The sequence below is a fragment of the Candidatus Sphingomonas colombiensis genome (assembly GCA_029202845.1).
Lineage (GTDB): Bacteria > Pseudomonadota > Alphaproteobacteria > Sphingomonadales > Sphingomonadaceae > Sphingomonas > Sphingomonas colombiensis.
Map to the genome: position 1 here is coordinate 1,856,726 of CP119315.1, position 24,917 is coordinate 1,881,642.

28 protein-coding genes are annotated in these 24,917 nt (G+C 65.7%); 18 read left to right on the forward strand and 10 right to left on the reverse strand.

Annotated elements, in window-relative coordinates:
- Window positions 1-6: 6 nt before the first annotated feature.
- Window positions 7-549 carry a peptide-methionine (S)-S-oxide reductase MsrA gene (gene msrA / locus P0Y64_08790; protein WEK44852.1) on the reverse strand — a complete coding sequence of 181 codons (543 nt, stop codon included), beginning with the start codon at window positions 547-549 and terminating at the stop codon, window positions 7-9.
- A gap of 62 nt (window positions 550-611) precedes the next feature.
- On the opposite strand from msrA, the gene galE reads away from it, so the two are divergent.
- Together galE and P0Y64_08800 are read left to right on the forward strand one after the other, a co-directional pair.
- Window positions 612-1,610, forward strand: coding sequence for a UDP-glucose 4-epimerase GalE (galE, locus tag P0Y64_08795; GenBank protein ID WEK44853.1), 999 nt, complete (start codon window positions 612-614; stop codon window positions 1,608-1,610).
- The gene (locus P0Y64_08800; protein ID WEK44854.1) at window positions 1,607-2,434 is read left to right on the forward strand and encodes a CoA ester lyase; all 828 of its coding nucleotides are present in this window, start codon (window positions 1,607-1,609) and stop codon (window positions 2,432-2,434) included. Before galE ends, P0Y64_08800 begins: the two co-directional genes overlap by 4 nt.
- Here the strand turns inward: P0Y64_08800 and P0Y64_08805 are convergent.
- The 3 genes from P0Y64_08805 to P0Y64_08815 all read right to left on the reverse strand — a co-directional run bounded on the left by P0Y64_08805 (window position 2,414) and on the right by P0Y64_08815 (window position 5,610).
- A complete protein-coding gene (locus P0Y64_08805) occupies window positions 2,414-3,109 on the reverse strand; it encodes a phosphatase PAP2 family protein (GenBank protein WEK44855.1) in 696 nt (231 codons plus the stop codon). The two genes, P0Y64_08800 and P0Y64_08805, sit on opposite strands and share 21 nt — an antisense overlap.
- Before the next feature lie 38 nt (window positions 3,110-3,147).
- Complete coding sequence (locus P0Y64_08810) at window positions 3,148-4,470, reverse strand: carbohydrate porin (GenBank protein WEK44856.1); 1,323 nt, start codon at window positions 4,468-4,470, stop codon at window positions 3,148-3,150.
- A 252-nt stretch (window positions 4,471-4,722) separates the two neighbouring features.
- Complete coding sequence (locus P0Y64_08815) at window positions 4,723-5,610, reverse strand: LysR family transcriptional regulator (GenBank protein WEK44857.1); 888 nt, start codon at window positions 5,608-5,610, stop codon at window positions 4,723-4,725.
- A gap of 95 nt (window positions 5,611-5,705) precedes the next feature.
- Here P0Y64_08815 and P0Y64_08820 point away from each other — a divergent pair, with 95 nt between their 5' ends.
- The 3 genes from P0Y64_08820 to P0Y64_08830 all read left to right on the forward strand — a co-directional run bounded on the left by P0Y64_08820 (window position 5,706) and on the right by P0Y64_08830 (window position 7,949).
- Window positions 5,706-6,434 (forward strand): pirin family protein, encoded by a 729-nt coding sequence (locus tag P0Y64_08820; protein ID WEK44858.1) that lies wholly within the window; start codon window positions 5,706-5,708, stop codon window positions 6,432-6,434.
- Between the two features lie 66 nt (window positions 6,435-6,500).
- Window positions 6,501-7,103: an NAD(P)H:quinone oxidoreductase gene (gene wrbA / locus P0Y64_08825; protein ID WEK44859.1), complete on the forward strand. Its 603-nt coding sequence runs from the start codon at window positions 6,501-6,503 to the stop codon at window positions 7,101-7,103.
- Between the two features lie 57 nt (window positions 7,104-7,160).
- Window positions 7,161-7,949, forward strand: coding sequence for a class III extradiol ring-cleavage dioxygenase (locus tag P0Y64_08830; GenBank protein WEK44860.1), 789 nt, complete (start codon window positions 7,161-7,163; stop codon window positions 7,947-7,949).
- Here the strand turns inward: P0Y64_08830 and P0Y64_08835 are convergent.
- Window positions 7,934-8,653, reverse strand: coding sequence for a M15 family metallopeptidase (locus P0Y64_08835; GenBank protein WEK44861.1), 720 nt, complete (start codon window positions 8,651-8,653; stop codon window positions 7,934-7,936). The two genes, P0Y64_08830 and P0Y64_08835, sit on opposite strands and share 16 nt — an antisense overlap.
- 47 nt (window positions 8,654-8,700) lie before the next feature.
- Here P0Y64_08835 and P0Y64_08840 point away from each other — a divergent pair, with 47 nt between their 5' ends.
- Window positions 8,701-9,360 carry an RNA pseudouridine synthase gene (locus P0Y64_08840; GenBank protein WEK44862.1) on the forward strand — a complete coding sequence of 220 codons (660 nt, stop codon included), beginning with the start codon at window positions 8,701-8,703 and terminating at the stop codon, window positions 9,358-9,360.
- Window positions 9,361-9,367: 7 nt separating this feature from the next.
- Here the strand turns inward: P0Y64_08840 and arfB are convergent, their stop codons facing one another.
- The gene (gene arfB, locus P0Y64_08845) at window positions 9,368-9,775 is read right to left on the reverse strand and encodes an alternative ribosome rescue aminoacyl-tRNA hydrolase ArfB (protein ID WEK44863.1); all 408 of its coding nucleotides are present in this window, start codon (window positions 9,773-9,775) and stop codon (window positions 9,368-9,370) included.
- A 90-nt stretch (window positions 9,776-9,865) separates the two neighbouring features.
- Here arfB and P0Y64_08850 point away from each other — a divergent pair, with 90 nt between their 5' ends.
- Together P0Y64_08850 and P0Y64_08855 are read left to right on the forward strand one after the other, a co-directional pair.
- The gene (locus P0Y64_08850; protein ID WEK44864.1) at window positions 9,866-10,348 is read left to right on the forward strand and encodes a GAF domain-containing protein; all 483 of its coding nucleotides are present in this window, start codon (window positions 9,866-9,868) and stop codon (window positions 10,346-10,348) included.
- A 104-nt stretch (window positions 10,349-10,452) separates the two neighbouring features.
- Complete coding sequence (locus P0Y64_08855; protein WEK44865.1) at window positions 10,453-11,148, forward strand: RcnB family protein; 696 nt, start codon at window positions 10,453-10,455, stop codon at window positions 11,146-11,148.
- Between the two features lie 39 nt (window positions 11,149-11,187).
- On the opposite strand, the gene P0Y64_08860 is transcribed toward P0Y64_08855, so the two are convergent.
- From P0Y64_08860 to P0Y64_08870, 3 genes are all read right to left on the reverse strand, one after another.
- Window positions 11,188-11,520: a hypothetical protein gene (locus P0Y64_08860; GenBank protein ID WEK44866.1), complete on the reverse strand. Its 333-nt coding sequence runs from the start codon at window positions 11,518-11,520 to the stop codon at window positions 11,188-11,190.
- A gap of 110 nt (window positions 11,521-11,630) precedes the next feature.
- Entirely contained in the window at window positions 11,631-12,929 is a 1,299-nt protein-coding gene (locus P0Y64_08865) for a M20/M25/M40 family metallo-hydrolase (protein WEK44867.1), read from the reverse strand.
- Between the two features lie 51 nt (window positions 12,930-12,980).
- Window positions 12,981-13,433 carry a universal stress protein gene (locus P0Y64_08870; protein WEK44868.1) on the reverse strand — a complete coding sequence of 151 codons (453 nt, stop codon included), beginning with the start codon at window positions 13,431-13,433 and terminating at the stop codon, window positions 12,981-12,983.
- A 105-nt stretch (window positions 13,434-13,538) separates the two neighbouring features.
- Between P0Y64_08870 and P0Y64_08875 the strand changes: the two genes are divergently transcribed.
- Genes P0Y64_08875 through P0Y64_08890 form a run of 4 tightly spaced genes read left to right on the forward strand, consistent with a single transcriptional unit; the run spans window position 13,539 to window position 17,823 of the window.
- Window positions 13,539-14,795: a pyruvate dehydrogenase complex dihydrolipoamide acetyltransferase gene (locus P0Y64_08875; protein WEK44869.1), complete on the forward strand. Its 1,257-nt coding sequence runs from the start codon at window positions 13,539-13,541 to the stop codon at window positions 14,793-14,795.
- A gap of 1 nt (window position 14,796) precedes the next feature.
- Window positions 14,797-15,006 (forward strand): hypothetical protein, encoded by a 210-nt coding sequence (locus P0Y64_08880; GenBank protein WEK44870.1) that lies wholly within the window; start codon window positions 14,797-14,799, stop codon window positions 15,004-15,006.
- Complete coding sequence (gene lpdA, locus P0Y64_08885; GenBank protein WEK44871.1) at window positions 15,006-16,406, forward strand: dihydrolipoyl dehydrogenase; 1,401 nt, start codon at window positions 15,006-15,008, stop codon at window positions 16,404-16,406. Before P0Y64_08880 ends, lpdA begins: the two co-directional genes overlap by 1 nt.
- 7 nt (window positions 16,407-16,413) lie before the next feature.
- Window positions 16,414-17,823, forward strand: coding sequence for a hypothetical protein (locus P0Y64_08890; GenBank protein ID WEK44872.1), 1,410 nt, complete (start codon window positions 16,414-16,416; stop codon window positions 17,821-17,823).
- Here P0Y64_08890 and P0Y64_08895 read toward each other — a convergent pair.
- A complete protein-coding gene (locus P0Y64_08895; protein ID WEK44873.1) occupies window positions 17,820-18,275 on the reverse strand; it encodes a GFA family protein in 456 nt (151 codons plus the stop codon). The genes P0Y64_08890 and P0Y64_08895 overlap by 4 nt on opposite strands.
- A gap of 60 nt (window positions 18,276-18,335) precedes the next feature.
- On the opposite strand from P0Y64_08895, the gene P0Y64_08900 reads away from it, so the two are divergent.
- The 6 genes from P0Y64_08900 (at window position 18,336) to rpsJ (ending at window position 24,745) form a co-directional block, all read left to right on the forward strand.
- On the forward strand, window positions 18,336-19,628 hold the full coding sequence (locus tag P0Y64_08900) for an amidohydrolase family protein (protein ID WEK44874.1): 1,293 nt from the start codon (window positions 18,336-18,338) through the stop codon (window positions 19,626-19,628).
- Window positions 19,629-19,875: 247 nt separating this feature from the next.
- Window positions 19,876-20,247 (forward strand): 30S ribosomal protein S12, encoded by a 372-nt coding sequence (gene rpsL, locus P0Y64_08905; protein ID WEK44875.1) that lies wholly within the window; start codon window positions 19,876-19,878, stop codon window positions 20,245-20,247.
- 44 nt (window positions 20,248-20,291) lie between these two features.
- Window positions 20,292-20,762 carry a 30S ribosomal protein S7 gene (gene rpsG / locus P0Y64_08910; GenBank protein ID WEK44876.1) on the forward strand — a complete coding sequence of 157 codons (471 nt, stop codon included), beginning with the start codon at window positions 20,292-20,294 and terminating at the stop codon, window positions 20,760-20,762.
- Between the two features lie 80 nt (window positions 20,763-20,842).
- The gene (gene fusA / locus P0Y64_08915) at window positions 20,843-22,915 is read left to right on the forward strand and encodes an elongation factor G (GenBank protein ID WEK44877.1); all 2,073 of its coding nucleotides are present in this window, start codon (window positions 20,843-20,845) and stop codon (window positions 22,913-22,915) included.
- A 140-nt stretch (window positions 22,916-23,055) separates the two neighbouring features.
- Window positions 23,056-24,246 (forward strand): elongation factor Tu, encoded by a 1,191-nt coding sequence (tuf, locus tag P0Y64_08920; protein WEK44878.1) that lies wholly within the window; start codon window positions 23,056-23,058, stop codon window positions 24,244-24,246.
- Window positions 24,247-24,436: 190 nt separating this feature from the next.
- Complete coding sequence (rpsJ, locus tag P0Y64_08925) at window positions 24,437-24,745, forward strand: 30S ribosomal protein S10 (protein WEK44879.1); 309 nt, start codon at window positions 24,437-24,439, stop codon at window positions 24,743-24,745.
- Window positions 24,746-24,917 lie beyond the last annotated feature (172 nt).

Here is a 24,917-nt window from a genome sequence, read left to right on the forward strand (position 1 = left end):
GTTGGTTCAGGCGGTCGCTGCCGCCTTCGCCCTTGCCGCGAAGCTCTTGCGCAGCTTTTGCAGCTTCGGCGGGATGGAGGCGATGCAATATGGATTGCGCTTGCCTTCGCCTTCCCAATAGCTCTGGTGATAATCCTCGGCCGGCCACCATTCGTCGGCATATTCGATCGTGGTGACGATCGGCTTGTCCAGCCCAACCTGAGCGCGAGCGATCGCCTCGTTGGCCTGCTCCTCCTGCATGTTGCTCGCGGGGAAGATGGCGGAGCGATATTGCGTGCCCACGTCGTTGCCCTGCCGATTGAGCTGCGTGGGATCATGCGTCGCGAAGAAGATGTCGAGCAGGTCGCCATAGTTGAGCTGTGCGGGATCGAAGCCGATGCGGATCGCCTCGGCATGGCCGGTGTCGCCGCTGCACACCTGCTTGTAGGTCGGGTTGGGCGCGGTGCCGCCGATATAGCCGCTTTCGACCGATTCCACCCCGATCACGTCGTTGAACACCGCTTCGGTGCACCAGAAACAACCACCGGCGAGCGTTGCATATTCCGTCATGGATGAGGTCTCCTTTGCGGCCAATGTAGGAAGCCGCTAACGCCCACGCAAAGGAGCATCGCATGACTTTTGACGGCAAGGTGATGGTGACGGGCGGCGCCGGCTATATCGGCAGCCATGCGGTGTTGGCGCTGCTCGACGCGGGCTATGAAGTGGTGGTGGTCGACAATCTTGTCACCGGGTTCGCCTGGGCGGTCGACCGCCGCGCGACGCTGGTCGAGATGGCGGTGGAAGATGCCCGCGTCCGCGACGTGATCCGCGAGCACCGCGTCCGCGCGATCATGCATTTCGCCGGATCGGTAGTGGTGCCCGAATCGGTGACCGATCCGCTCAAATATTATCGCAACAACACCGCGGCCTCGCGCAGCCTGATCGAAAGCGCGGTGGTCGCGGGCGTGCCGCATTTCATCTTCTCCTCGACCGCCGCAACCTATGGCACGCCGGAGCGCGTGCCGGTGGCCGAGGGCGATCCGACCGTGCCGATCAACCCTTATGGCATGTCGAAGCTGATGACCGAGGCGATGCTGCGCGACGTGGCGGCCGCGCATCCGATCAATTATTGCGCGCTGCGTTATTTCAACGTCGCGGGTGCCGACCCGGACGGCCGCAGCGGGCAATCGACGATCGGCGCCACCCATCTCATCAAGATCGCGGTCGAGGCGGCCACAGGCAAGCGGGGCCATGTCGGCGTGTTCGGCAGCGATTTCGCGACCCGCGATGGCACGGGCGTGCGCGATTACATCCATGTCTCCGACCTCGCCGACGCGCATGTCGCCGCACTGGGGCTGCTGATCGAGCGGCCGGCGGAGAGCCACACGCTCAACTGCGGTTATGGGCGCGGCTTTTCGGTGCTGGAGGTGCTCGACGCGGTTGATCGCGTAACCAATGTGACGATCGAGCGCCGTTTCGAGGGGCGTCGCGCGGGCGATCCGGCCGAGCTGGTCGCGGATAACAGCGCGATCCTCGGGCGCCTGCCATGGCGGCCGAAGCGCGATGACCTCGACGGTATCGTGCGCGACGCTTTGGCGTGGGAACACAAGCTGGCGGAGATGGGCAAGTGAGGTTGCGTTCGTTGTTGTTCGTCCCCGGCGACCGGCCGGAGCGGATGGAGAAGGCGTTGGGGCTGGGCGCAGATGCACTGATCCTCGATCTGGAGGATGCGGTGTCGCTCGCCAACAAGGCGGCGGCGCGGGCGGCGGTGCGGGAGTTCGTCGGGCGGGCGCCCGGTGGGCCGGCGCTGTTCGTGCGCATCAACCCGCTCGATTCGGCGTTGATCGAGGACGATCTCGCGGCGCTTGAGGGGCTGCCGGTTACGGGGATCACCTTGCCCAAGGCGGAGGGCGGCGCGTCGGTCGATGATCTGCGCGCGCGCTTACGGGGCGATTATATCGTGCTGCCGATCGCGAGCGAAACGCCGCGCGCGGTGTTCACGCTCGGCACGTATGATGGCGATCGGCTCGCGGGTTTGACCTGGGGAGCGGAGGATTTGCCCGCCGCGATCGGCGCGGTTACCAGCCGCGAGGCCGATGGCGGTTATACCGATCCGTACAAGGTGGTGCGCGCGCTCACATTGTTCGGGGCCCATGCGGCGGGCGTACCGGCGATCGAGACGGTCTATCCCGATTTCCGCGATCTTGACGGGCTGGCTGCCTATGCCGCGCGCGGGCGGCGCGACGGTTTTACGGGGATGATGGCGATTCACCCGAGCCAGATCGCGGTGATCAACGCCGCTTTCACGCCGGCACCTGAAGAGGTCGCGCACGCTCGCGCGGTGGTCGATGCTTTCGCGGCCAATCCGAGGGCGGGGGTACTCCAGCTCGACGGCAAGATGATCGACGCGCCGCACCTGAAGGCGGCCCATCGGCTATTGGCGCTGGTGGACTAAACTCATCCGCGCCCGCGCGCCGATCGTCCAGCAGCCCAGCGCCCACAATGTCCCGAAGCTCCAGCCGGCGAGCACGTCGGACGGCCAGTGGACGCCGAGATACACTCGGCTCAGTCCGATCGCGGCAACCAGCCCGCCCGCAATCAGCGCGATATAGCGTCGCGTGGTGTGCCCGCGCGTCACCTGAGTCACCAATGCCGCGATGGTGAGATAAACGATCGCGCTATTCGCGGCATGGCCGCTCGGGAAGCTATAGCCGCTCGCCGCTACTACGTGATCAACGATTTCGGGGCGGGGGCGGCTGAAGATCGTCTTGAGCAGATCGACCATCAGCGAGCCGAGCGTGGTCGCCATCACCACCAGCGCGGCGGTGAACCACAAGCGGCGGACGAGCAGCAGCCCGGTCGTCGCGGCGACGACGAACACCAGCACGGTGACCCCGCCCAGCGCGGTGATGTCGATCACCGCATGGCGCAGCCACATCGGACCCGCCTCATGCAGCGCGAGGATGATCGTGCGATCGAAGCCGAAGGGATGGCGCCTGACCAGCGCGCCCGCCACCAGCGCGACGATGATGGCGAGCGCGATCAGCCCCGCGCCAAACATCAGATGGCTGGGGTGGGCGACGCCGGGCGGCACCGGCTCCTCGTGATCGAGCAGGGGATCTTCACGCATGGCGGCGGATAACGGCCGAAAGCGGCGCGCATGGCAAGTCAGAACGCGGCGTGGAGCCTGAGCGCGAGCACGTTCGCCGGCCCGCGATCGCGATTGTAGCCGGGATTGGCGATATGCTGCGCGTCGATGGTCGCCTCCAGCGCCGGGGTTATGCGCGCGGCGTAGAACAACTCCGCGATCTGCTCCGCCCCGGCATGCGGAAGGCGCCCGTCGCCGACCAGCACGCCGATCCCGCCGGCTTCCAGGAAAGCGCGATGTTCGGCCGCTATGCCGTTGACGATCAGCGCGAGGCCGATGCGATCGTCCCTGCGCTGCCAGCGCGCGCCGCGCAGCACCGCACCGATCTGCGCGCTGCGGTCGATATCGGTGAAGTCATACGGCTCGATCGCGCCATCGGCGATGCCGGCGCGCGCGAACATGCCGAGATCGCTGGTCAGTTCCTGCTCCAGATTGAAATGCACGCCCAGCCGCGTCATCGGCCGCCGCGTCAGCGCCGGATCTATCGCCGCCCCGGTCGCCTGGGCGAGCGCCAGCGCGTCGTCGTAGCGGCTGAAGCGCCCGTGGTTGCGGAACAGGGTGACACGCACCGCGCCGGGGTGGCCGGCGATCGAATGGCGATGCTCGATCTCGGCATCGATCTGATATTGGCTGAAATCGCGCTCCAGCGTTTCGCCATTGGGCACTTTGGACAGGTTGAACGCGCCCATTCGCACCGTCCATGCCGCGCGATAGAGTTCGATCGCGGCGCCGGTCGAATAGCCCCAGGCGTCGGCGGCATAATCGAACGTGCCGGCATCCACCGCCGCCCAGTTGAGGAAATCGCTGCGTGGATCATGGGCATAAGCATTGGTGTCGAACACGTCGCCGACGCCGAACTTGCCGGCGGTGATGACGATGCGGTCCGCGTCGCGCATCCCGCCGAGCTGGTTCGCGGTCGGCGCGATGCTCTCGCGTCCGCCGCCAAGCCCGATCGTCTGGCGAATGAACAGGCGTTGCAGCCGGAAATACGGGTTGGCGCGGCCGACCTTATATGCCTCCGCGCTTGGGAAACCGGCGACGCCGAGCGTGTCGGACAGGCCAAAACCCTGATCCATTTCCGGATTGGCCCAGATTTCCGCGCCCGCCCACGGCCGCGCGCCAATGAAGGCGGTGACGTCGCCGGTCTCGCGCACCTGACGCGGCGCCAGGCTGTTCGCCCCGGAATAGGGCGAGGCGAAGCCGCCCACGCCCTGTACGACGAACGTCGCCTGTCCGTGGATCGCCCAGTCCTGCGTCGGCTGGTCGGTTGTCTGCGCGGCGGCGGGTAGCACGAGCACGGCAAGGCAGCCGGCGGCCGCCATGAAAATGGGGATTTTTGTCATTTGCGACTTCCATCGGGTTCGTAGCGAGCCCGAGGAGGATCGCGCGGTCAGGCCTGGCGCTGACCGTTGCGAACCGCCACCGGGCCGGGGGCGATCGGGAATAGCGAAGCGGTGCTTCTACTGTCTCCGTCGCCCGACAACGGGCTTGAGCGGGGCATTGGGTTCGTTGATCCTTGTGGCGAGTCGAAATTGGCTCGATGGCGGCGCTCATACTCCCGGAAAATGACAGATCAACCCGCCTTTGCGCGCGCCTCAGTCGCGCAGCCGCTGCGAAAGGAAGGCGATCAGCGCCTCCACCCGCGCGGGGCGCAGCGGGCTGGGCGGGGTGAGCAGATGCAGGCCGACCGGGGCCGGGCGCCAATCCGGCAAAATCTCGATCACCTGTCCGTGCGCCAGCGTATCGCCGAGGATGAAGTTCGGCAGCCGTGCGATGCCGAGCCCGGCGACCAATGCGGGCATCAGCGCGTCGCCGCTATTGGCGGAAAGCGGCCCTTCCGCGCGCACCGCCACCTCCGCGCCGCCCGGCCCGCGAAAGCGCCACGGGCCGGTGAGGTTGGTATAGCCGAGCAGCCGATGCTCGCCGAGTTCGCCCGGATGGTGCGGCGTGCCGTGCCGTTCCAGATAAGCGGGCGCGGCGACGATACTGGCGCTGATCGAGCATAGCCGCCGCGCGCGGAGCGAACTGTCCGGGAGATCGGCGATGCGCAACGCGACGTCGAACCCCTCCGCGACGATATCGACTCGCGCATCGGACAGCGCGAGTTCGATCTCGATCGCAGGATGCGCGGTGAGAAATTCGGCGATCAACGGCGCGATATTGGTCACCCCGAAAGTCATCGGCGCGGCGAGCCGCACCCGCCCGGCGGGAGCGGAGGCGGCATCGTGCGCCGCTTCCTCTGCCGCCACCGCCTCCGCCAGCATCTGGCGCGCGCGATCGGCGAGCGGCTTGCCCGCTTCCGTCAGCGTCAGCCGGCGCGAGGTGCGGTGAAACAGCGACTGGCCGAGCGATGCCTCCAGCCGTGCGACCGTTTTGGAGACGGTGGCCTTGGACACGCCGATCGCGATCGCAGCCGCGCTGAACGAGCCGTGATCGGCGACGGTGGCGAAGGTCGCCCAGCCTTCAAGATCGGGTAGCCGCATCTTACGCTCCACATTTGGAAACAATCCGTTTCAAACGTTTCCATTTTCGCGACCATCGCGCCGACCTATCTTCCAGTCAAGCAATGGAGGTTGCCATGACTGACACCCTGATCAAGACCGATAGCGGCATCGAACGCCGCTCGTTCGAAAGCCTGGGCCACGCCAACCACGGCTGGCTCGACGCCCGCCACCATTTTTCGTTCGCCAATTATTACGATCCGGCCCGGATGGGCTGGGGCGCGATCCGCGTGTGGAATGACGATCTGATCGCGCCGCATAACGGCTTTCCGCCGCATCCGCATCGCGACATGGAGATCATCACCTATGTCCGCTCCGGCGCGATCACCCACGAGGATTCGATGGGCAATCGCGGTCGCACGGAGGCCGGAGACGTGCAGGTGATGAGCGCCGGATCCGGCGTTCGCCATGCCGAATATAATCTGGAGAATGAACCGACCACACTGTTCCAGATCTGGATCATGCCGCGCACCAATGGCGGCAGCCCGAGCTGGGGCGCCAAGCCCTTCCCCAAGGGCGATCGTTCGGGCCGCTTCGTCACGCTGGCGAGCGGGTTCGCCGACGATGCGGACGCGCTGCCGATCCGCGCCGACGCCCGCGTGATGGGCGCGACGCTGAAGGCGGGCGAAACGCTCACCTATGATCTGGGCGAGGGGCGCCATGCCTATCTCGTCCCCGCCACCGGGCGGATCGAGATCAACGGCGAGGCGTTTGAGGCTCGAGACGGCGCGGCGCTGTCTGGTGGCCGCAGCTTCGCGATCACCGCGCAGGAGGATGCGGAGCTGGTGCTGGTCGATTCCGAATAATTCTTTCCCCCGCCGCCCGGTCTTTCCCCCGCCGGGCGGCACCCCTTTCCTGATGGGAGCAATGTGATGACCAAGGTTCTCGTTCTCTATTATTCGTCCTACGGCCATATCGAACAGATGGCCGATGCCGTCGCCGAAGGCGCGCGCTCGGCGGGTGCGGAGGTTCATATCCGCCGCGTGCCCGAAACCGCGCCGCCGGAGGTGGTGAAAGCCGCTCATTTCAAGACGGATACCGCGCATCCCGTGATCGAAGGCCCTGATGCGCTGCTCGATTATGATGCGATCGTCGTCGGCGCGCCCACTCGTTATGGCCGGATGCCCAGCCAGATGGCCGCGTTCTGGGATACGACCGGCGGCATCTGGATGCGCGGCGGGCTGATCGGCAAGGTCGGTGGCGCCTTCACCTCCACCGCCAGCCAGCATGGCGGGCAGGAGACGACGCTCTTCTCGATCATCACCAACCTGCTACATCAGGGGATGACGATCGTCGGGCTCGATTACGGCTTCACCGAGCAGATGGGCGTGGACAAGGTTCGCGGCGGTTCGCCCTATGGCGCGACGACGATCGCCAATGGCGACGGCAGCCGCCAGCCCGGCACGGAAGAGCTGGATGGCGCGCGCTATCAGGGCCGCCGCATCGCCGAGACCGCGGCGAAGCTGAAAGGGTGATGTTGTCTGCCGGTGCGTTGTTCAGCGCACCGGCATCGCATTTTCGAGGATTCCGCCATGACTGCCCAGCCCGCATTGTTCGTCTCCCACGGATCGCCGATGATCGTCGCCGAGCCGAGCGCCGCGCGTGATTTCCTGAGCGGGCTGGGCGCCACGCTGGCGCGGCCGGACGCGATCCTTGTCCTCTCCGCGCATTACGACATGCCCGGCGCAGTGGTGACTACCGCCGCGCATCCGGGGACGATCCACGATTTCGGCGGCTTTCCCGAAGAACTCTATCGCCTGCGCTATCCCGCGCCCGGTGCGCCGGAACTCGCCGCGCGGGTCGCCGCGCTGGTGGAGGGCGCGGGCGTGCCGGTGCGGGCCGATCCGGTGCGCGGGTTCGATCATGGCGCATGGGTGCCGCTGCTGCTCGGCTGGCCGGGGGCGGATATCCCGGTCGTCCAGCTATCGATCAGCACCGCCCATAGCGCGGACTGGCATTATCGCATCGGCCTCGCGCTGGCGCCGCTACGCGCGGAGAACGTGCTGGTGATCGGATCGGGCAGCATGACGCACAATCTGCGCGAGGTGTTCGTCGCGCGCCGGACGGTCGATTCGCCGACGCCCGAATGGGTGAGCGACTTCGCCGACTGGATGCACGATCGACTGGCCGCCGGAGACACGCCGGCGGTGCTCGACGCGATCGCGCTTGCCCCGAACGGGCATCGCAACCATCCGACGCCGGATCATTTCCTGCCGCTGCCCGGCGCGCTCGGCGCGGGCGGGGAGGGCGCGACGGCGACCCGGCTCCACCATAGCTACACCTATGGCGTGCTGGCGATGGACGCCTATTCCTTCGCCTGAGCCTGCGCGGCGCCATTCGGCGCGGCGGCAACCTTGTCGACGAGCGCCGGATCGGCCGGAAATTCGCGCCGTGCGCGGGCGAAGATGAAGCGCGCGCGCGCCGCGCCGGGCTCGGCCGCGCTCGTCCCCACCCAACGCCAGTGCCACGGCTCCCATTTCACGCGCTGGCCGTTGCCGGGCGGGAAGGACAGCTCGAACCCGAAGCGCGGCGCATTGTCCCGCAACCAGCGGAAGGCGGGCTTGGCCGCCATGCACGCCTCGGCATCGCGGCAACCGTCGGCAGGGCGCACCGTGAAATCAAGCGCATAGCCGGTGCCATGCTCGCTATGCCCCGGCGGGGCGACTGAGATCGAGCGATCGCCGTCATTGGCCTCTGCACGTGGCTTGCAGAACGTGGCCTCCTGCGATTCGATCGAACGATGGCAGGAGAGCGCGTAGAGCTGCCCTTGCACCGCCGGATCGCCCGCAGCCGCCGCGAGCAGCCGCTGCAGCGCCGCCATCGCTTCCGGCCGCAAGCGGCAGGTGCCGAGGATCGCGACCCCCGGCGGCGCCACGACAAGATCGCGATCCGCTACGTCGCCATAGGGCAGATGCCCCAGCGCGCGGCCGTCCGCGGCGACGTTGGCGCTCGTGCCGCCGCATACCTGCGCCTCCACTGGTGCGGCGAGGAGCGGCAGGATCAGAAACAGATAGCGTAGCGTCATGCTGCTTTCTCTGGCCTCGGCGGCCCACTGGTGGCAAGGGCCGCGTCATGCTGGGTGACCGAGTGCTCTTCCTCGACGGTGAGGCGTTGGTAATCGACAAGCCGGCGGGCTTGCCGGTCGATCGACCGCGCGACGGGGCGATCAGCCTCGAGAATCATCTCGACAATTTGACCTTCGGTTTCCGCCGCTGGCCGCAGGCGGTGCATCGGCTCGATCGCGATACCAGCGGCTGCCTGTTGCTTTCGCGCAACCCCAAGGCCCATGCCCGGCTCCAGCAGGCGTTCGAGGCGGGCACGGTGACGAAACGCTATCTGGCGGTGCTCGATGGCATTCCCGAGGGCGAAAGCGGCGAGATCGATCTGCCGCTGGGCAAGGTTTCGACGCGCGAACATGGCTGGCGGATGACTGCGGATCCGAAAGGCAAGGCGGCGCGCACCGCATGGCGGCTGCTCGATACGCATGACGGCCGCGCGCTGGTCGAATTCCGTCCCGCGACCGGGCGCACCCACCAGATTCGCGTCCATGCCCTTGAAGGGCTGGGCCATGCCGTGACCGGCGATCCCTTTTACGGTAGCGCCCACCCGGCCGGGATGATGCTCCACGCGATCGAACTGATCGTGCCACGCGCCGGCAAGGCGGATGTCGCGGCGACCGCACCCTGGCCGGAGCGCTTCGCCAAAGCAGGGTTTGACGCGCCAGCCGCCTGAAGCGGCTTTATTCTCGCGGTTTCGCGCGTCCGGCCTTGATATCGCCCCGCGCCTTTTTCCCTTCGACCCGCCGTTTTTGCGAGCCCTTGGTCGGCTTTGTCGGGCGGCGTTTCTTGGGGACGACCAGCGCCTGATTGACCAGCTCGATCAGCCGCGTGCGCACCTCCGCGCGATTTTCGTGCTGCGATCGAGACCCTTCCGCGCGCAGGATCAATACGCCATCACTCGTCATCCGCGAGCCGGCGAGATGCGCGAGCCGGTATTTGACGCTCACCGGAAGCGGGGCCGCCACCAGATCGAACCGCAGGATCACCGCGCTGTCCGTCGTGTTGACATGCTGGCCGCCAGCCCCGCCGGAGCGAGTCGTGGATTCCTCGATCTCGATTTCCAGTCGTTGGTTGACGCGCAGCAGCATGGGCCGCCGATATCGCCGTTTGAGATAAATACCAGCTTGGCGATGCGGGCGACTGCTGGACTAATCGCCGCGCGATCCTAGATCAGGCGCATGTATCAATTCGATATCGCCGCCGGATCGAAGGCGGAGCTTTACCGCGAACTCACCGGCGCGCTGGATGCGATGACCGCGAACGAGCCGGATGCGATCGCCAATATGGCGAACGCCGCCGCGCTGCTGTGGCAATATCTGCCCGATCTCAACTGGGCGGGTTTTTATCGCATGATCGAGGGCGAGCTGGTGCTCGGCCCGTTTCAGGGCAAACCCGCGTGCATCCGCATTCCACTCGGCAAGGGTGTGTGTGGTGCTGCGGCGCAATCGCGGACGACGCAATTGGTCGAGGATGTGCACGCCTTCGCCGGGCATATCGCGTGCGATGCGGCGAGCGCGTCCGAGCTGGTCGTGCCGATCGTGGTCGACGGGCGGCTGATCGGGGTGCTCGATCTCGACAGCCCCAATGTCGGGCGGTTCGATGCCGAGGATGCGGCGGGATGCGAGGCGCTGGTGGCGCTGATCGCGAATCGTCTCGCCTGATCCGATTCGGGACAGCGCGCGCGCTGGAGACTCCCCCGGTGCAATGGTAAGCAATCGTTTAGGAATTGCGGACCTTCGCGGCCCGGAAAACAGGGAGAGATGACATGCGCACGCTGATTCTGTCGGCCGCCGCGCTGGCGCTTCTTGGTGCCGCTGGAGCGGTGGACGCGCAGCGCGTCGCGGTGCCGGGGCCGGGCGGAGCTGCCGGGGACTGGCAGGACGTGCCGGCGACGACAATCACCCATCCCCCGCGCGAAAATCGGTGGGGGCGGCGGGTCGATGGCCGCTGGTGGGGCGGCGCAGAGGCGCCGGGCGGCTGGGCCGCGTATCGCCAGCCGAAACGTGGCCGGGCGCTGCCGTCCTATTGGCGCGCGCCGGATTGGTATGTCGCCGATTGGCGCGGCTATGGCTTGCCGCAGCCGCCTTATGGCTACAATTGGTCGCGCTATTATGATGATGCCGTGCTGATCGATACGCGCGGGCGCGTGTATGATTCGATCGCGGGCGTGAGCTGGGATCGCTTCGACGATCCGGGCGCGGACGCGGGCTATTATGGCGCCGGCGCGCTTCCGCCGCCCAGAGTGGTGCATGCGCCGGATGGAACCACCGTAGTTACGACCAGCACCGCCGGCACCGTGCCGGGCTATTATGCCGATGGCTATTATTATCCGGCCCCCACGATCACGACGGTGACCATCCGGAAGGCACGAATTGGGGCGGCAATCGCCAGCGATTCAGTCACTTATACCCCAAAACCCGCGCATCGGCGGACGCACAAGCGCAAGCCGCGCCGGCGCTGAGGCGCGCCCCGCCCATTTTTGGGGCGGGGCGCGATCGCGTCATTTACCGATCGTGCGGCTCTGGGCATTTTCCTCGGCATTCAACTGATGCTGCTCGCCGCGCGTGATGTACCCGCCATTGGCGCGCGCATCGGCGTGATCCTGCCGCATGATCGCATGATCGGCGGCGCGATCGGCGCGGGCCTGCGCGCCGGTGATCTCGCCCTCGCGCCGCTCGCGATTGATGCGGGCGATCTGGTGATGCGAGCGCTTCAGCACCTCATGCTGGCGCGGGTGATGGCGCGCCCAGCGCGTTTCAGCCGAGGCGGCGGTGCTGAGCCCCGCAACCGTGGTAAGGGCGCAGGCGATCATGGCGATACGTGACGTCTTCATGTGAATTCCTTTCGAACAAGGCATTCACTCCCGTGCGATCCTTCTGACGAGTCGCAACTGAACGATCGTTGAAACGCCTGGTCAGGTGCGCTTCAGGATGATCGCGGGCATCACTTGGCCAGCGCGCGGCCGCCGAAGGAGACGATGCTCTCCGCGCCGTCGGCACCGATTGCCGATACGCCGATGAAGTGATCGTCGACCGGCACGTCCTTCAGCGCGAGGGTGGTCGCGCCGGTCACGTCGCGCGAATCGGTCCAGTCCTGCTGGTCGGCGCGGCGCCAATGGATGCGATAGCCGCGCGCGTCCGGCACCGGCGACCAGGTGACGGTCGTGTCCAGCCCCAGCGCGCCCGCGATCGCTACGCTGGCGGGCGCCGCCGGCGCGGCCGCGAGGCGCGCCAGCGTGGCGACGTTGATCGCGGTCACTTTCGCGAGATAGTCGAAATCCATGCCCTCGACCGTGTCGCCATAGACGCGACCGTTTTCGGTGCGCAGATCCTGATGCTGGCGATCCCAATTCTCCAGCCCCACGGTGAAGCGCACCGCCGGATAGCCTTCGCGCAGGAACGGTTCGTGATCGCCGCCGCGCCCGAAGCGGTCAGGCCGCCGATCGAGGAATGCGGCGAAGCCGCCCGGCAGATTGCCCGCCACGCCGCGGATCGCCTTGGCCAGCGCGCGGCTCGGGCCGTCATCCTCGCCGCCGATCGCGCGGCGCTCGATCTGCTCGGCGAGGGTGTCGCTCGAACGGATGCCTTCGGAGAAGACGCGGACCCGATCCGCCACCTTCACGCCGCCCTGGCCGATCGAATTGCCGACGATATCGTTGTTGAGCATCGCATCGACCTGCCAGCCGCGGGCCTTCGCGGTCTGCGCGAGCAAGGTGGCGCCCAACAGCCCCTGCTCCTCGCCGGAAAAGGCGACATAGACGATATTGGCGGCGAACTTCTCCTTCGACAGGATGCGCGCCGCCTCCATCACCAGCGCGACGCCGGAGGCATCATCGTTCGCGCCGGGCGCGTCGGCGGTGGTGTTCATCACATCGGTAACGCGGCTGTCGATATGGCCGCCGACGATGATGAAGCGATTCGGATCGGTGCCGCGCTGGATGCCCAGCACATCCTCGATCACCACGCCGTTCGGCGCGCGCGGCACGACGAATCGCCGCGACAGCCGCTCGACCGTGATGCATCCCCCGCATTGTTTCGACAGCGCGGCGAACTCGGCCGCGACCCAGTTGCGCGCCGCGCCGATCCCGCGTTTTGGATCGGTGGCCGACGAAAGCGAATGCCGCGTTCCGAACGAGACCAGTCTGTCGACCGTACCGCGCAGCCGCTCCGGCGACGGCGCGTCGCGTGCGACAGCGGGGGTGGCGATCAGCAGGGCGGCGGAGAGGGGCAGGAAAATGCGCATCCGCCAACGGTGGCGCGCCGTGCGCTTTCAGGCAAGCCGCATCATCGCGGATCAGCTCAGCCGGTCGATCGCGGCCTGATCGAGATTCCCGGGAATGATCATCAGCGGGACGGACAACAGGCTGAGATCGGCCGCGAAATGCGCGACAAGCGGCCCGGGGGTGCCGTTGTTCGCAGCACCCAGCACCAGCGCGGAGATATCGGGATTGGCGGCGATCACCTCACGGATGATCTTGCGCCCATCACCCTGCCGCACCGTAATCGACGGGCGCAGGCCGGATTCCTCGATCAATGTCCCGGCGGCCTTCGCCACCAGCCCCTCCGCGTGGAGGCGCGCCTCTTCCTCGATCGTCGCCTGCACGCCGCCGAAGGCGATGAACTCCTGCTTCGGCACCAGCGCGAGTATCTCAACGCCGCCGCCGGTCTTAACCGCGCGACGCGCAGCGAACCGCAAGGCGATTTCCGCCTCCGGTGTGTCGTCGATCACGGTCAGATAAATGCGCATGACCAATGCCCCCCAATGCGATCGGTTATCGGCCTGTGGGCTTGACCGCGCAAGGGTGCGGCGCGAGAGACGGTCGGGACTACCCACCGCTCCCCGGGGAATTGAATGCCGATCGAGATCAAGATGCCCGCGCTCTCACCAACCATGGAAGAGGGCACGCTCGCCAAATGGCTGGTGAAGGAGGGCGATACGGTCAAGGCCGGCGATCTGATGGCAGAGATCGAGACCGACAAGGCCACCATGGAATTCGAAGCCGTGGACGAAGGCACGGTGGAGAAGATCCTCGTCGCCGAGGGTGCCGACGGCGTGAAGGTAGGCACGGTCATCATGCTCCTGTCCGGCGAGGGCGAGGTTTCGTCGCCGAAGCCCGCCGCGAAGCAGGATGCGCCAAAGAAGGAAGCCGCGCCAGTAGCGGCTCCAGCCGCCAAGGCCGAAGTGGCCAAGCCCGCTCCCGCTCCTGCGCAAGCCGATGGCGATCGCGTGAAGGCCAGCCCGCTCGCGCGTCGAATCGCCGCGCAGAAGGGCGTCGATCTGGCGGGAATCACCGGCTCCGGCCCGAACGGGCGGATCGTGAAAGCGGATCTCGATGGCGCGAAGACCGGCGCGGCGCCTGCCGCCGGTGCCGCCGCACCCGCCGCGATCGCGCCGCTCGCTCCCGCGCAGGTGCCGGATATCCCGCACGATACGACCAAGCTCAGCAACATGCGCAAGACGATCGCGCGCCGCCTGACCGAATCGAAGCAGCAGGTGCCGCATATCTACCTCACGGTGGACGTGCGCCTCGACAAGCTGCTCAAGCTGCGCAGCGAGCTGAACGCCAGCCTGGAGCCGCGTGGCGTCAAGCTGTCGGTCAACGATCTGATGATCAAGGCGCTGGCCGTTGCGCTGGTGCAGGTGCCCAAGTGCAACGTGATGTACACGCCGGATCAACTCATCAGCTTCCACCGCGCGGATATCTCGGTCGCGGTGTCGACGCCGGAAGGGCTGATCACCCCGGTTATTACCGAGGCGGATACGGCAACGCTCTCCGCAATCTCGACCCGGATGAAGGATCTCGCCGCACGCGCGCGGGACAAGAAGCTGAAGCCGGAGGAATTCACCGGCGGCACCGCCTCGCTCAGCAACATGGGCATGTATGGCATCAAGCAGTTCGAGGCGGTGATCAATCCGCCGCAGGGCATGATCATGGCGATCGGCGCGGGCGAGAAGCGGCCCTATGTGATCGACGACGCGCTCGGCATCGCCAATGTCATGTCGGCGACCGGCAGCTTCGATCACCGCGCGATCGACGGCGCCGATGGCGCGGAGCTGATGCAGGCGTTCAAGGCGCTGATCGAAAACCCGCTGGGGATGCTCGCCTGAGATGAGCCGCACGCTCGTCTTCGAGTTGCTGTGGCTTGTCGCCGCGCTGACGATCACCGCGCTGATCTTCTGGGCGGGCGCCTGGTCCTATCCGCAGGGCGGGGCGACGATCTGGCCGATCGGTTATGCGACGATGGCCGCCGTCCTGACGATGGGCCTCTATGAAATACGCCGGACGTGGATGCGTCGCGGCGAAATGCGAGACAATTGATGGCTGACACATACGACCTTATCGTGCTCGGTTCGGGGCCCGGCGGCTATGTCGCGGCGATCCGCGCCGCGCAGCTCGGCCTGAAGACCGCGATCGTTGAGCGCGAATTGCTCGGTGGCATCTGCCTCAACTGGGGCTGCATCCCGACCAAGGCGCTGCTGCGCTCGGCCGAGGTGTTCCATTATATGAGCCACGCCAAGGATTACGGGCTGGTCGCGGAGAAGATTTCGGCCGATCTCGATGCGGTCGTGAAGCGTTCGCGCGGCGTGGCGAAGCAGCTCAATCAGGGCGTCACGCACCTGATGAAGAAGAACAAGATCGCCGTGCACATGGGCGACGGGAAGCTGACCGGCAAAGGCAGGCTGACCGTCACCGACAAGGACGGCAAGAAGACCGAGCTGACCGCGAAGAACATCATCGTCGCCACCGGCGCGCGCGCGCGCGACCTGCCTTTTGCCAAGGCGGACGGCAAACGCATCTGGACCTATCGTCATGCGATGACGCCGGCCGAAATGCCGAAGAAGCTGCTGGTGATCGGTTCCGGCGCGATCGGGATCGAGTTCGCGAGCTTCTACAACGATCTCGGCGCCGAGGTGACGGTGGTGGAGATGCTGGATCGCATCGTGCCGGTCGAGGATGCCGATGTGTCCGCCTTCCTCGAAAAGGCGCTGACCAAGCAGGGCATGAAGATCATGACCGGCGCGGGCGTGAGCAAGATCGAGACGAGCGCGACCGCCGTGAAGGCGACGCTGAAGGATAAGGCCGGCAAGGAAATTGTCAGCGAGTTCAGCCATGTCATGGTCGCGGTAGGCATCGTGCCGAACACCGAGAATATCGGGCTGAAGGAACTGGGCGTCGCGGTGGACGATCGCGGTTTCCTCAAGACCGATGCGTCGTGCCGTACCAATGTCGATGGCATCTGGGCGATCGGCGACATCACCGCGCCGCCATGGCTCGCGCACAAGGCGAGCCATGAGGGCGTGATTGCGGCGGAAGCGATCGCGGGCAAGCATCCGCACGCGATGGACCCGCTCAACATCCCCGCCTGCACTTATTGCCACCCGCAGATCGCCAGCGTCGGGCTGACGGAAGCCAAGGCGAAGGAAGCGGGCTATGCGGTGAAGGTCGGTACTTTCCCGTTCATCGGCAACGGCAAGGCGATCGCGCTGGGCGAGGCCGAAGGCTTTGTGAAGACGGTGTTCGACGCCAAGACCGGCGAATTGCTCGGTGCGCACATGATCGGCGCGGAAGTCACCGAGCTGATCCAGGGCTATACCGTGGGCAAGACGCTGGAGACGACGGAGGCGGAACTGATCGAGACCGTCTTCCCGCATCCCACGCTGTCGGAAATGATGCACGAAAGCGTGCTGGCCGCTTACGGCCGGGCGCTGCACATCTGATCCACTCATGACTATCTTGTCTCCCCGCGATCGCGCCACGCGCGCGGTCGGCGGGGGGATGCTCGCGTGCTGGGCGCTGACGCTGGCCGTCTTTCATCCCGGCTTCGCGATGTACGACACGCTGGTGCAATACCGCCAGTTGCTCTCCGGGCATTTCGACGACTGGCATCCGCCCGTGATGACGAGAGCGTGGCAGGCGCTCGCGCCGTTCGGGCCGGGGCAGGCGCCGCTGTTCGTGGTGCAGGTCACGCTTTATTGGCTTGGCTTCGCATTGCTGGTGGGGGTGTTGGCGCGCGCCGGCCGGACGCGCGCGGCGATCGCGCTGGGGGTGGTCGCGCTGCTGCCGCCGTTCCTCGGCTGGCAAATGGTGGTGCTGAAGGACGCGCAGATGACCGGCGCGCTGCTTGCGGCGACGGGCATGATCGGCGCGGCGCGGCTAAGCGGTGCGCGACTCGGCATTGCCGGCTGGACTGGCGCGGCGTTGCTGCTGCTTTATGCCGTGCTGGTCCGCGCCAACGCCGTGTTCGCGGTCGCGCCGTTGCTGGCGATGCTGTTGCCGCTCGGCTGGCGTGGGCGAATGGCGGTGGCGCTCGGCGGGATCGCGGCGACGATCGCACTGTCGCCGCTGGTCAACCACCACCTTCTCGGGGCGAAGGATAGCGGGGTGGTGCGGACCCAGCCGATCTTCGATCTCGCCGCGATCGCGGTGCGCGCGCCGATTGCCGCTACCGGGCTGACACCGACCGCGGCCGCAGAGATACGCGCGCGCGGTTGCAGCAAGCCGTATTTCTGGGATCCGCTGAGCGATTCCGGCCCGTGCGGCGCCGATATCGCGCCGCTGGCGAAGATGCCGCCGGGAAAGCTCGAACTGTTATGGGTCGAGGCGATCATCACGCATCCGATCGCTTATGCCGCCCATCGGCTCGCACACCTCAATTCCACCGCGCGCTGGCTGGTGCCGTATCGCTGGCCCGGCGCCGCGCCGACGATCATGAGCGAACGCAACGATCTCGGCCTCGCTTCGCCGGGGCGCGTGGCGAGCGCGTGGCAACGCTTCGCCGGATATGCGGTCGAAACGCCGCTCGGCTGGCCCTTCGCATGGTTCGGGCTGGCGCTGGCCGGGCTGGTCGCGCTCGGCTGTACCCAAAGTCGCGAGGCGGAGGTGGCGCGCGCGCTGTTCGCCTCCGCGCTGGTGGGCGAGGCGAGCTTCGCGGTGGTGAGCATCGCGTCCGATCTGCGCTATCATCTGTGGATGATGATCGCGGCGGCGATCGGCGTGGTGATCGGCTGGCCGGCGTTCGATCGTCGGCGGTTGCGGATCGGGGTCGCGCTGGTTGGGCTGCTCTGCGTCCCCGCGATTGCGGCGCGAGTCATGCTGCCCGCGCCGCCGCTGACCTATGCCGGGATGCTCGGTTAAGCGATCAGCGCCTGATATTCCGCGATCAGCGCGGGATATTCACCCGCTTCCGGAAAGCGCGAGAAGCTGTGGCGCGCGCCGGTCTGCGCCCAGGGCAGCGCCTCGCTCGTATAGCTTTCGATGAACGGTGCGAACCAGCGGGGATCATCCAGCATCGTCGCGCGCACGTTGACGAAGCCCATCGCGGGATCGAGCCGGGTGAAGACCCAGCTCTTGCACCAGTCGCAATGATGATGATGCGGATAGCCGTGCAGGCCGCCGATCACCGGCTCGCCCGCGATCACCGCGAAGCCTGGCTCCGGCACCGCGAGCGAGGTGGAAAAGGCGCTCCCAGTCATTTGCTGGCAGCCGATGCAGTGGCACGCCATCGCCAGCAATGGTGGGGCGCTGATGCGAAAGCGCACCCGTCCGCAGCGGCAGCCGCCCTCGATCGGCAGTTCGGGCAACGACATGGCTTTCCTCCGCGTGATGGTCGCTCCATGATAGAGCCGATAACAAACCGGGGGAATGTCATGACGATATCGGGAATCCTGCGCGCGTCGCTCGTGTCGGTGCTGGCGATGGCCGCCGCCGGGCAGGCCGCCGCCGAGACGACGGTGATCACCGCCGCGCGGATGCTCGATGTGGAAAAGGGGGCTATGGTCGATCGCCCGACGATCGTGGTGACCGATGGCCGTATCTCCGCGATCGCGATTCGCGGTGCGGCGCCCGCGACGGTGCCGGCGGACGCGAAGAAGGTCGATCTCGGCGACGTGACGATCCTGCCGGGCCTGATCGATATGCACGTTCACCTCACCGGACTGGCCGAAATCGGCGGCTATCAGTCGCTGAAATATACCGACAGCTTCTGGGGCGCGGTGAGCGTGGGCAATGCGCTCAAGACGCTGCGCGCGGGTTTCACTTCGATCCGCAATGTCGGTGCGGATAATTTTCAGGACGTCGGGCTGAAGGAGGCGATCGATGGCGGCTGGGTGCCCGGCCCGCGCATCACCCCGGCGGGCTACGCGCTCGGCGCGACCGGAGGCCATTGCGATAACAACGCTCTGCCGCCGAGTTATGACCGCAAGGAACCATCGGTCGTCAACTCACCGGAAGAGGCGCGCGCCAAGGTGCGCTGGCTGCACAAATATGGCGCGGAGGTGATCAAGATCTGCGCAACCGGCGGCGTCTTCTCGCTCGGCGACTCGGTCGGCGGGCAGCAGCTTTCCTATGAGGAGATGAAGGCGATCGCCGACGAGGCGCACATGCTCCATATGCGTGTCGCCGCGCATGCCCATGGCGATGAGGGGATCAAGGCGGCGATCCTCGCGGGGATCGACACGATCGAACATTGCAGTCTTGCCTCGGACGAGGCGATGAAACTGGCGATCCAGCACAAGACCTGGTTCGACATGGATATTTATAACGACGATTATATCCTGGCGACGGGCACCGCCAACGGCACCGAGCAGGAAAGCCTCGACAAGGAAAAGGCGATCGGCCTGAAACAGCGCCAGACCTTCCAGCGCGCGGTGAAGGCGGGGGTGCCACTGCTGTTCGGCACCGACGCGGGCGTCTATCCGCACGGCGACAACGCCAAACAATTTGCCAAGATGGTCGAATGGGGGATGACCCCGATCCAGGCGATTCGCGCCGCCACGACCAGCGCCGCGCAGGCATTGGGGCGGAGCGAGGATGTGGGCGCGCTCGCGATCGGTCGATATGGCGATATCGTAGCGGTGAAGGGCGATCCGCTCGCCGATGTGCGCACGCTTGAGCATCCCGTCGCGGTGTTGAAAGGCGGCGTCCCGGTCGCGATGCGCTGATTTGGTGACGGCGCCCGGATCGCTCCTTCGACGGACTCGCCCGGCGCCCTCCAGCCATTGACCGGAACGTGACCCGAGCGTATAGGCGCGCCCGTTCGTGGGGTTTTATGCCCTTCGAACACGCTTGAACATTGCTGGGTGCATAAAGGGCCCGGGAGGTCGCACGCGACCGCCCAATGGTCCTTTTCGTATTCCGTAAGCTTGTGAAGGCTCCAGCAAAGTAACCTAATGAAAGGTGAAGGCTTCAATGCCGACGATTAACCAGTTGGTCCGCAAGGGCCGCGATCCGCAGAAGGCCGCGAGCAAGGTCCCTGCGATGGAACAGAACCCGCAGAAGCGTGGCGTTTGCACGCGCGTCTACACCACGACCCCGAAGAAGCCGAACTCGGCATTGCGCAAGGTGGCCAAGGTTCGCCTGACCAACCAGCGCGAAGTCATCAGCTACATCCCGGGTGAAGGCCACAACCTTCAGGAGCACTCCGTGGTGCTGATCCGTGGCGGCCGTGTGCGCGATCTTCCGGGTGTGCGTTATCACATCCTGCGCGGCGTGCTCGACACCCAGGGCGTCAAGGACCGCAGGCAGTCGCGGTCGAAGTACGGCGCGAAGCGGCCGAAGTAAGCCGTTCCCCGTCGCTCTTCCCATCTGTTTGAAAGGTTTTTGCCATGGCGCGTCGTCGTCGTCCCGAAAAGCGGGAAATCCTGCCTGATCCCAAGTTTGGTGATGAGGTTCTGTCGAAGTTCATGAATTCGGTGATGCTGGACGGCAAGAAGTCCGTCGCCGAAGGCATTGTTTATGGTGCGCTCGAAACCGTCGAGACCCGCGCGAAGAAGGAGCCGCTCGGTGTGTTCCACGAGGCGCTCAACAACGTGAAGCCGGGCATCGAAGTCCGCAGCCGCCGCGTTGGTGGTGCGACCTATCAGGTGCCGGTCGAGGTTCGTCCCGAGCGCGCGCAGGCGCTGGCGATCCGCTGGTTGATCTCGGCGGCGCGCGGGCGCAGCGAGAACACCATGGCGGCCCGTCTGTCCGGCGAGCTGCTCGACGCTTCGAACAACCGCGGCAACGCGGTGAAGAAGCGCGAAGACACGCACCGCATGGCGGAGGCGAACCGCGCCTTCAGCCATTATCGCTGGTAACCTAGCGAACGCCGCAAAACTAACCATATCGTGGGGAGCCGGAATCGTCCGGCTCCCCACATCGTTGAGGAAGCACGACAATGGCCCGCAGCCATCCGCTCGAGAAATATCGCAATATCGGCATCATGGCGCACATCGATGCCGGCAAGACGACGACCACCGAGCGCATCCTTTATTACACCGGCAAGTCGTACAAGATCGGCGAAGTGCATGAAGGCACGGCGACGATGGACTGGATGGAGCAGGAGCAGGAGCGCGGGATCACGATCACGTCGGCTGCGACCACGTGCTTCTGGAACGATCACCGCATCAACATCATCGACACCCCGGGCCACGTCGATTTCACCATCGAGGTGGAGCGTTCGCTGCGCGTGCTCGACGGCGCGATCACCGCGTTCGACGGCGTTGCCGGCGTGGAGCCGCAGTCGGAAACCGTGTGGCGTCAGGCTGACAAGTATCGCGTGCCCCGCATGTGCTATGTCAACAAGCTCGACCGTACCGGCGCGAGCTTCGAGCGCTGCGTGCAGATGATCAAGGATCGCCTCGGTGCGCGTCCTGCGGTCCTGTATCTCCCGATCGGTATCGAGAGCTCGTTCATCGGCCTCGTCGATCTCGTCGAGAACCGCGCGATCGTGTGGCTCGAGGATTCGCTTGGCGCGAAGTTCGAATATCGCGAGATTCCGGACGACCTGAAGGACGCCGCTGCTACTGCGCGCGCCGAGCTGATCGAGATCGCGGTCGAGCAGGACGACGCCGCGATGGAAGCGTATCTCGAAGGCAACGAGCCTGATGTCGCGACGCTGAAGGCGCTGATCCGCAAGGGCACGCTGGCGTTCGATTTCGTGCCGGTGCTGTGCGGCTCGTCGTTCAAGAACAAGGGCGTTCAGGCGCTGCTCGACGCGGTTGTCGACTATCTGCCGAGCCCGCTCGACGTGCCGGCGATCAAGGGCGTCAAGCTCGACGGCGAGACCGAGGATTCGCGTCCGGCCGACGACAATGCACCGTTCTCGGCGCTGGCGTTCAAGATCATGAACGATCCGTTCGTCGGCTCGCTCACCTTCACCCGCATCTATTCGGGCAAGCTCGAAAAGGGCTCGTACCTGAACAGCGTGAAGGACAAGAAGGAAAAGATCGGCCGCATGCTGCTGATGCATGCGAATTCGCGTGAAGACGTGGATGAGGCTTTCGCGGGCGACATCGTCGCCATCGCCGGCCTCAAGGAAACGACGACCGGCGACACGCTGTGCGCGCCGTCGGCGCCGATCATCCTCGAGCGGATGGAATTCCCGGAGCCGGTGATCGAGCTGTCGGTGGAGCCGAAGACCAAGGCCGACCAGGAGAAGATGGGCATCGCGCTCAATCGTCTCGCGGCTGAGGATCCCTCGTTCCGCGTTTCGACCGATCACGAATCGGGGCAGACCATCATCAAGGGGATGGGCGAACTCCACCTCGAGATTCTGGTCGACCGCATGAAGCGTGAGTTCAAGGTCGAGGCGAACGTCGGTGCGCCGCAGGTGGCGTATCGCGAATATCTCGGCAAGAAGGTCGACATCGACTACACCCACAAGAAGCAGTCGGGCGGCTCGGGCCAGTTCGGCCGCGTCAAGGTGACGGTCGTGCCGGGTGAGCGCGGTTCGGGCTTCCAGTTCTTCGACGAGGTCAAGGGCGGCAACATCCCGCGCGAATATATCCCGTCGGTGGAAAAGGGCTTCCGCGAAACCGCCGAAACCGGCTCGCTGATCGGCTTCCCGATCATCGATTTCGAAGTGCACCTGACTGACGGCGCCTATCACGACGTCGACTCGTCGGCGCTGGCGTTCGAAATCTGCGCCCGCGGCGCGATGCGCGAAGCCGCGCAGAAGGCCGGTATCAAGCTGCTCGAGCCGATCATGAAGGTCGAGGTCGTGACGCCGGAAGATTATCTGGGCGACGTGATCGGCGACATGAACAGCCGGCGCGGGCAGATCCAGGGCACCGACACGCGGGGCAATGCCCAGTGCGTCGAGGCGATGGTGCCGCTGGCGAACATGTTCGGTTACGTGAATCAGCTGCGTTCCTTCACTCAGGGTCGCGCGAGCTATTCGATGCAGTTCTCGCATTATGACGAGGTTCCGCAGAACGTCGCCGACGAAGTGAAGGCGAAGATGGCGTAAATCCGGCACCTCCCGTTCCGCCCGCCCTGGTGGCGGTCGGACGGCGGGGGGCTGGCAATGGGTGAAAACAGTCGCTATGGGGCCGCCTTCACGGCGAGTCCTAGTGCGGCTCACACGGAAATTCAGAAGGTAGGGAATCAATGGCTAAGGCTAAATTTGAGCGGACCAAGCCGCACCTGAACATCGGCACCATCGGTCACGTCGACCATGGCAAGACTTCGCTGACTGCGGCGATCACCAAGGTGCTCGCTGAGACCTCGGGCGGCGTTGCGGTTGACTTCGCCAACATCGACAAGGCGCCGGAAGAGCGTGAGCGCGGCATCACCATCTCGACCGCGCACGTCGAGTACGAGACGGCGAATCGCCACTATGCGCACGTCGATTGCCCGGGTCACGCCGACTATGTGAAGAACATGATCACCGGCGCGGCGCAGATGGACGGCGCGATCCTCGTCGTCTCCGCGACCGACGGCCCGATGCCGCAGACCCGCGAGCACATCCTGCTCGCCCGTCAGGTCGGCGTGCCGGCGATGGTCGTGTTCATGAACAAGGTCGATCTGGTCGACGACGAGGAAATCCTCGAGCTGGTCGAGCTGGAAATCCGCGAGCTGCTCAGCTCGTACGAATTCCCGGGCGACGATATTCCGATCATCAAGGGTTCGGCGACCTGCGCGCTCAGCGGTTCGAACGCGAAGCTCGGCCAGGAAGCCGTGCTTGAGCTGATGAAGGCCGTCGACGATTACATCCCGCAGCCCGAGCGTCCGCTCGACAAGCCGTTCATGATGCCGATCGAAGACGTGTTCTCGATCTCGGGTCGTGGTACCGTCGTCACCGGCCGCGTCGAGACCGGCATCGTCAAGGTTGGCGAGGAAGTCGAGATCGTCGGCATCCACGACACCCGCAAGACCACCGTCACGGGCGTCGAGATGTTCCGCAAGCTGCTCGATCAGGGCCAGGCCGGCGACAACGTCGGTGCGCTGATCCGTGGCGTGGCGCGCGACGAAGTCGAGCGTGGCCAGGTGCTCTGCAAGCCGGGCTCGATCAAGCCGCACACCGAGTTCAAGTCGGAAGTGTACGTCCTGTCGAAGGACGAAGGCGGCCGTCACACGCCGTTCTTCGCGAACTATCGTCCGCAGTTCTACTTCCGCACGACCGACGTGACCGGCACCGTCGAGCTGCCTGAGGGCACCGAGATGGTCATGCCGGGCGACAACGTCGCGCTGGGCATCAAGCTCATCGCGCCGATCGCCATGGACGTCGGCCAGCGCTTCACGATCCGCGAAGGCGGCCGCACCGTCGGCGCCGGCGTGGTCAGCGCGATCGACAAGTAAGCGTTTCGACGCAAAACAACCGCCCGGCGCGCCGAAAGGTGTGTCGGGCGGTTGCCTTTTTATGAGGGCGTAGTTATTGGCCGCGCCTTCGGTTCGAGTTTGAAAACAGCAAGAGGCGGCCATCGATTCGCCATCCACTTCGGGATGGTGCGTGGTTGAGTTGCCCCGCTCTTTCGCATCGGTAGGGAAAATGGACAGCAATATCCGCATTCGCCTGAAGGCGTTCGATCATCGTGTGCTCGACCAGGCGACCGGCGACATCGCCGAAACCGCCCGACGTACGGGCGCTCTTATTCGCGGTCCAATTCCGCTTCCGACGCGAATCGAGAAGTTCACGGTCAACCGTGGTCCTCACATCGACAAGAAGAGCCGCGAGCAGTTCGAGGTGCGCACCTATAAGCGTATGCTCGACATCGTGCAGCCCACCCCGCAGACGGTCGACGCGCTGATGAAGCTCGATCTCGCGGCGGGCGTTGACGTAGAGATCAAGCTGGCGTAATGGCCACCATCCCCGCGGTTGACGTCGAGTCCCGCGGGTTTGTCGTTCCCGCGTGGTTCGGGAACGAGGTTTGGAAACCCCGCGGATGTGGGGCGACTGACAGACAAAGAGATACCGCCGAAAGGCTTCTTCCTCTTCGGGACAGCGTCTCCCGTCAAGCTCCCTTCGTGGG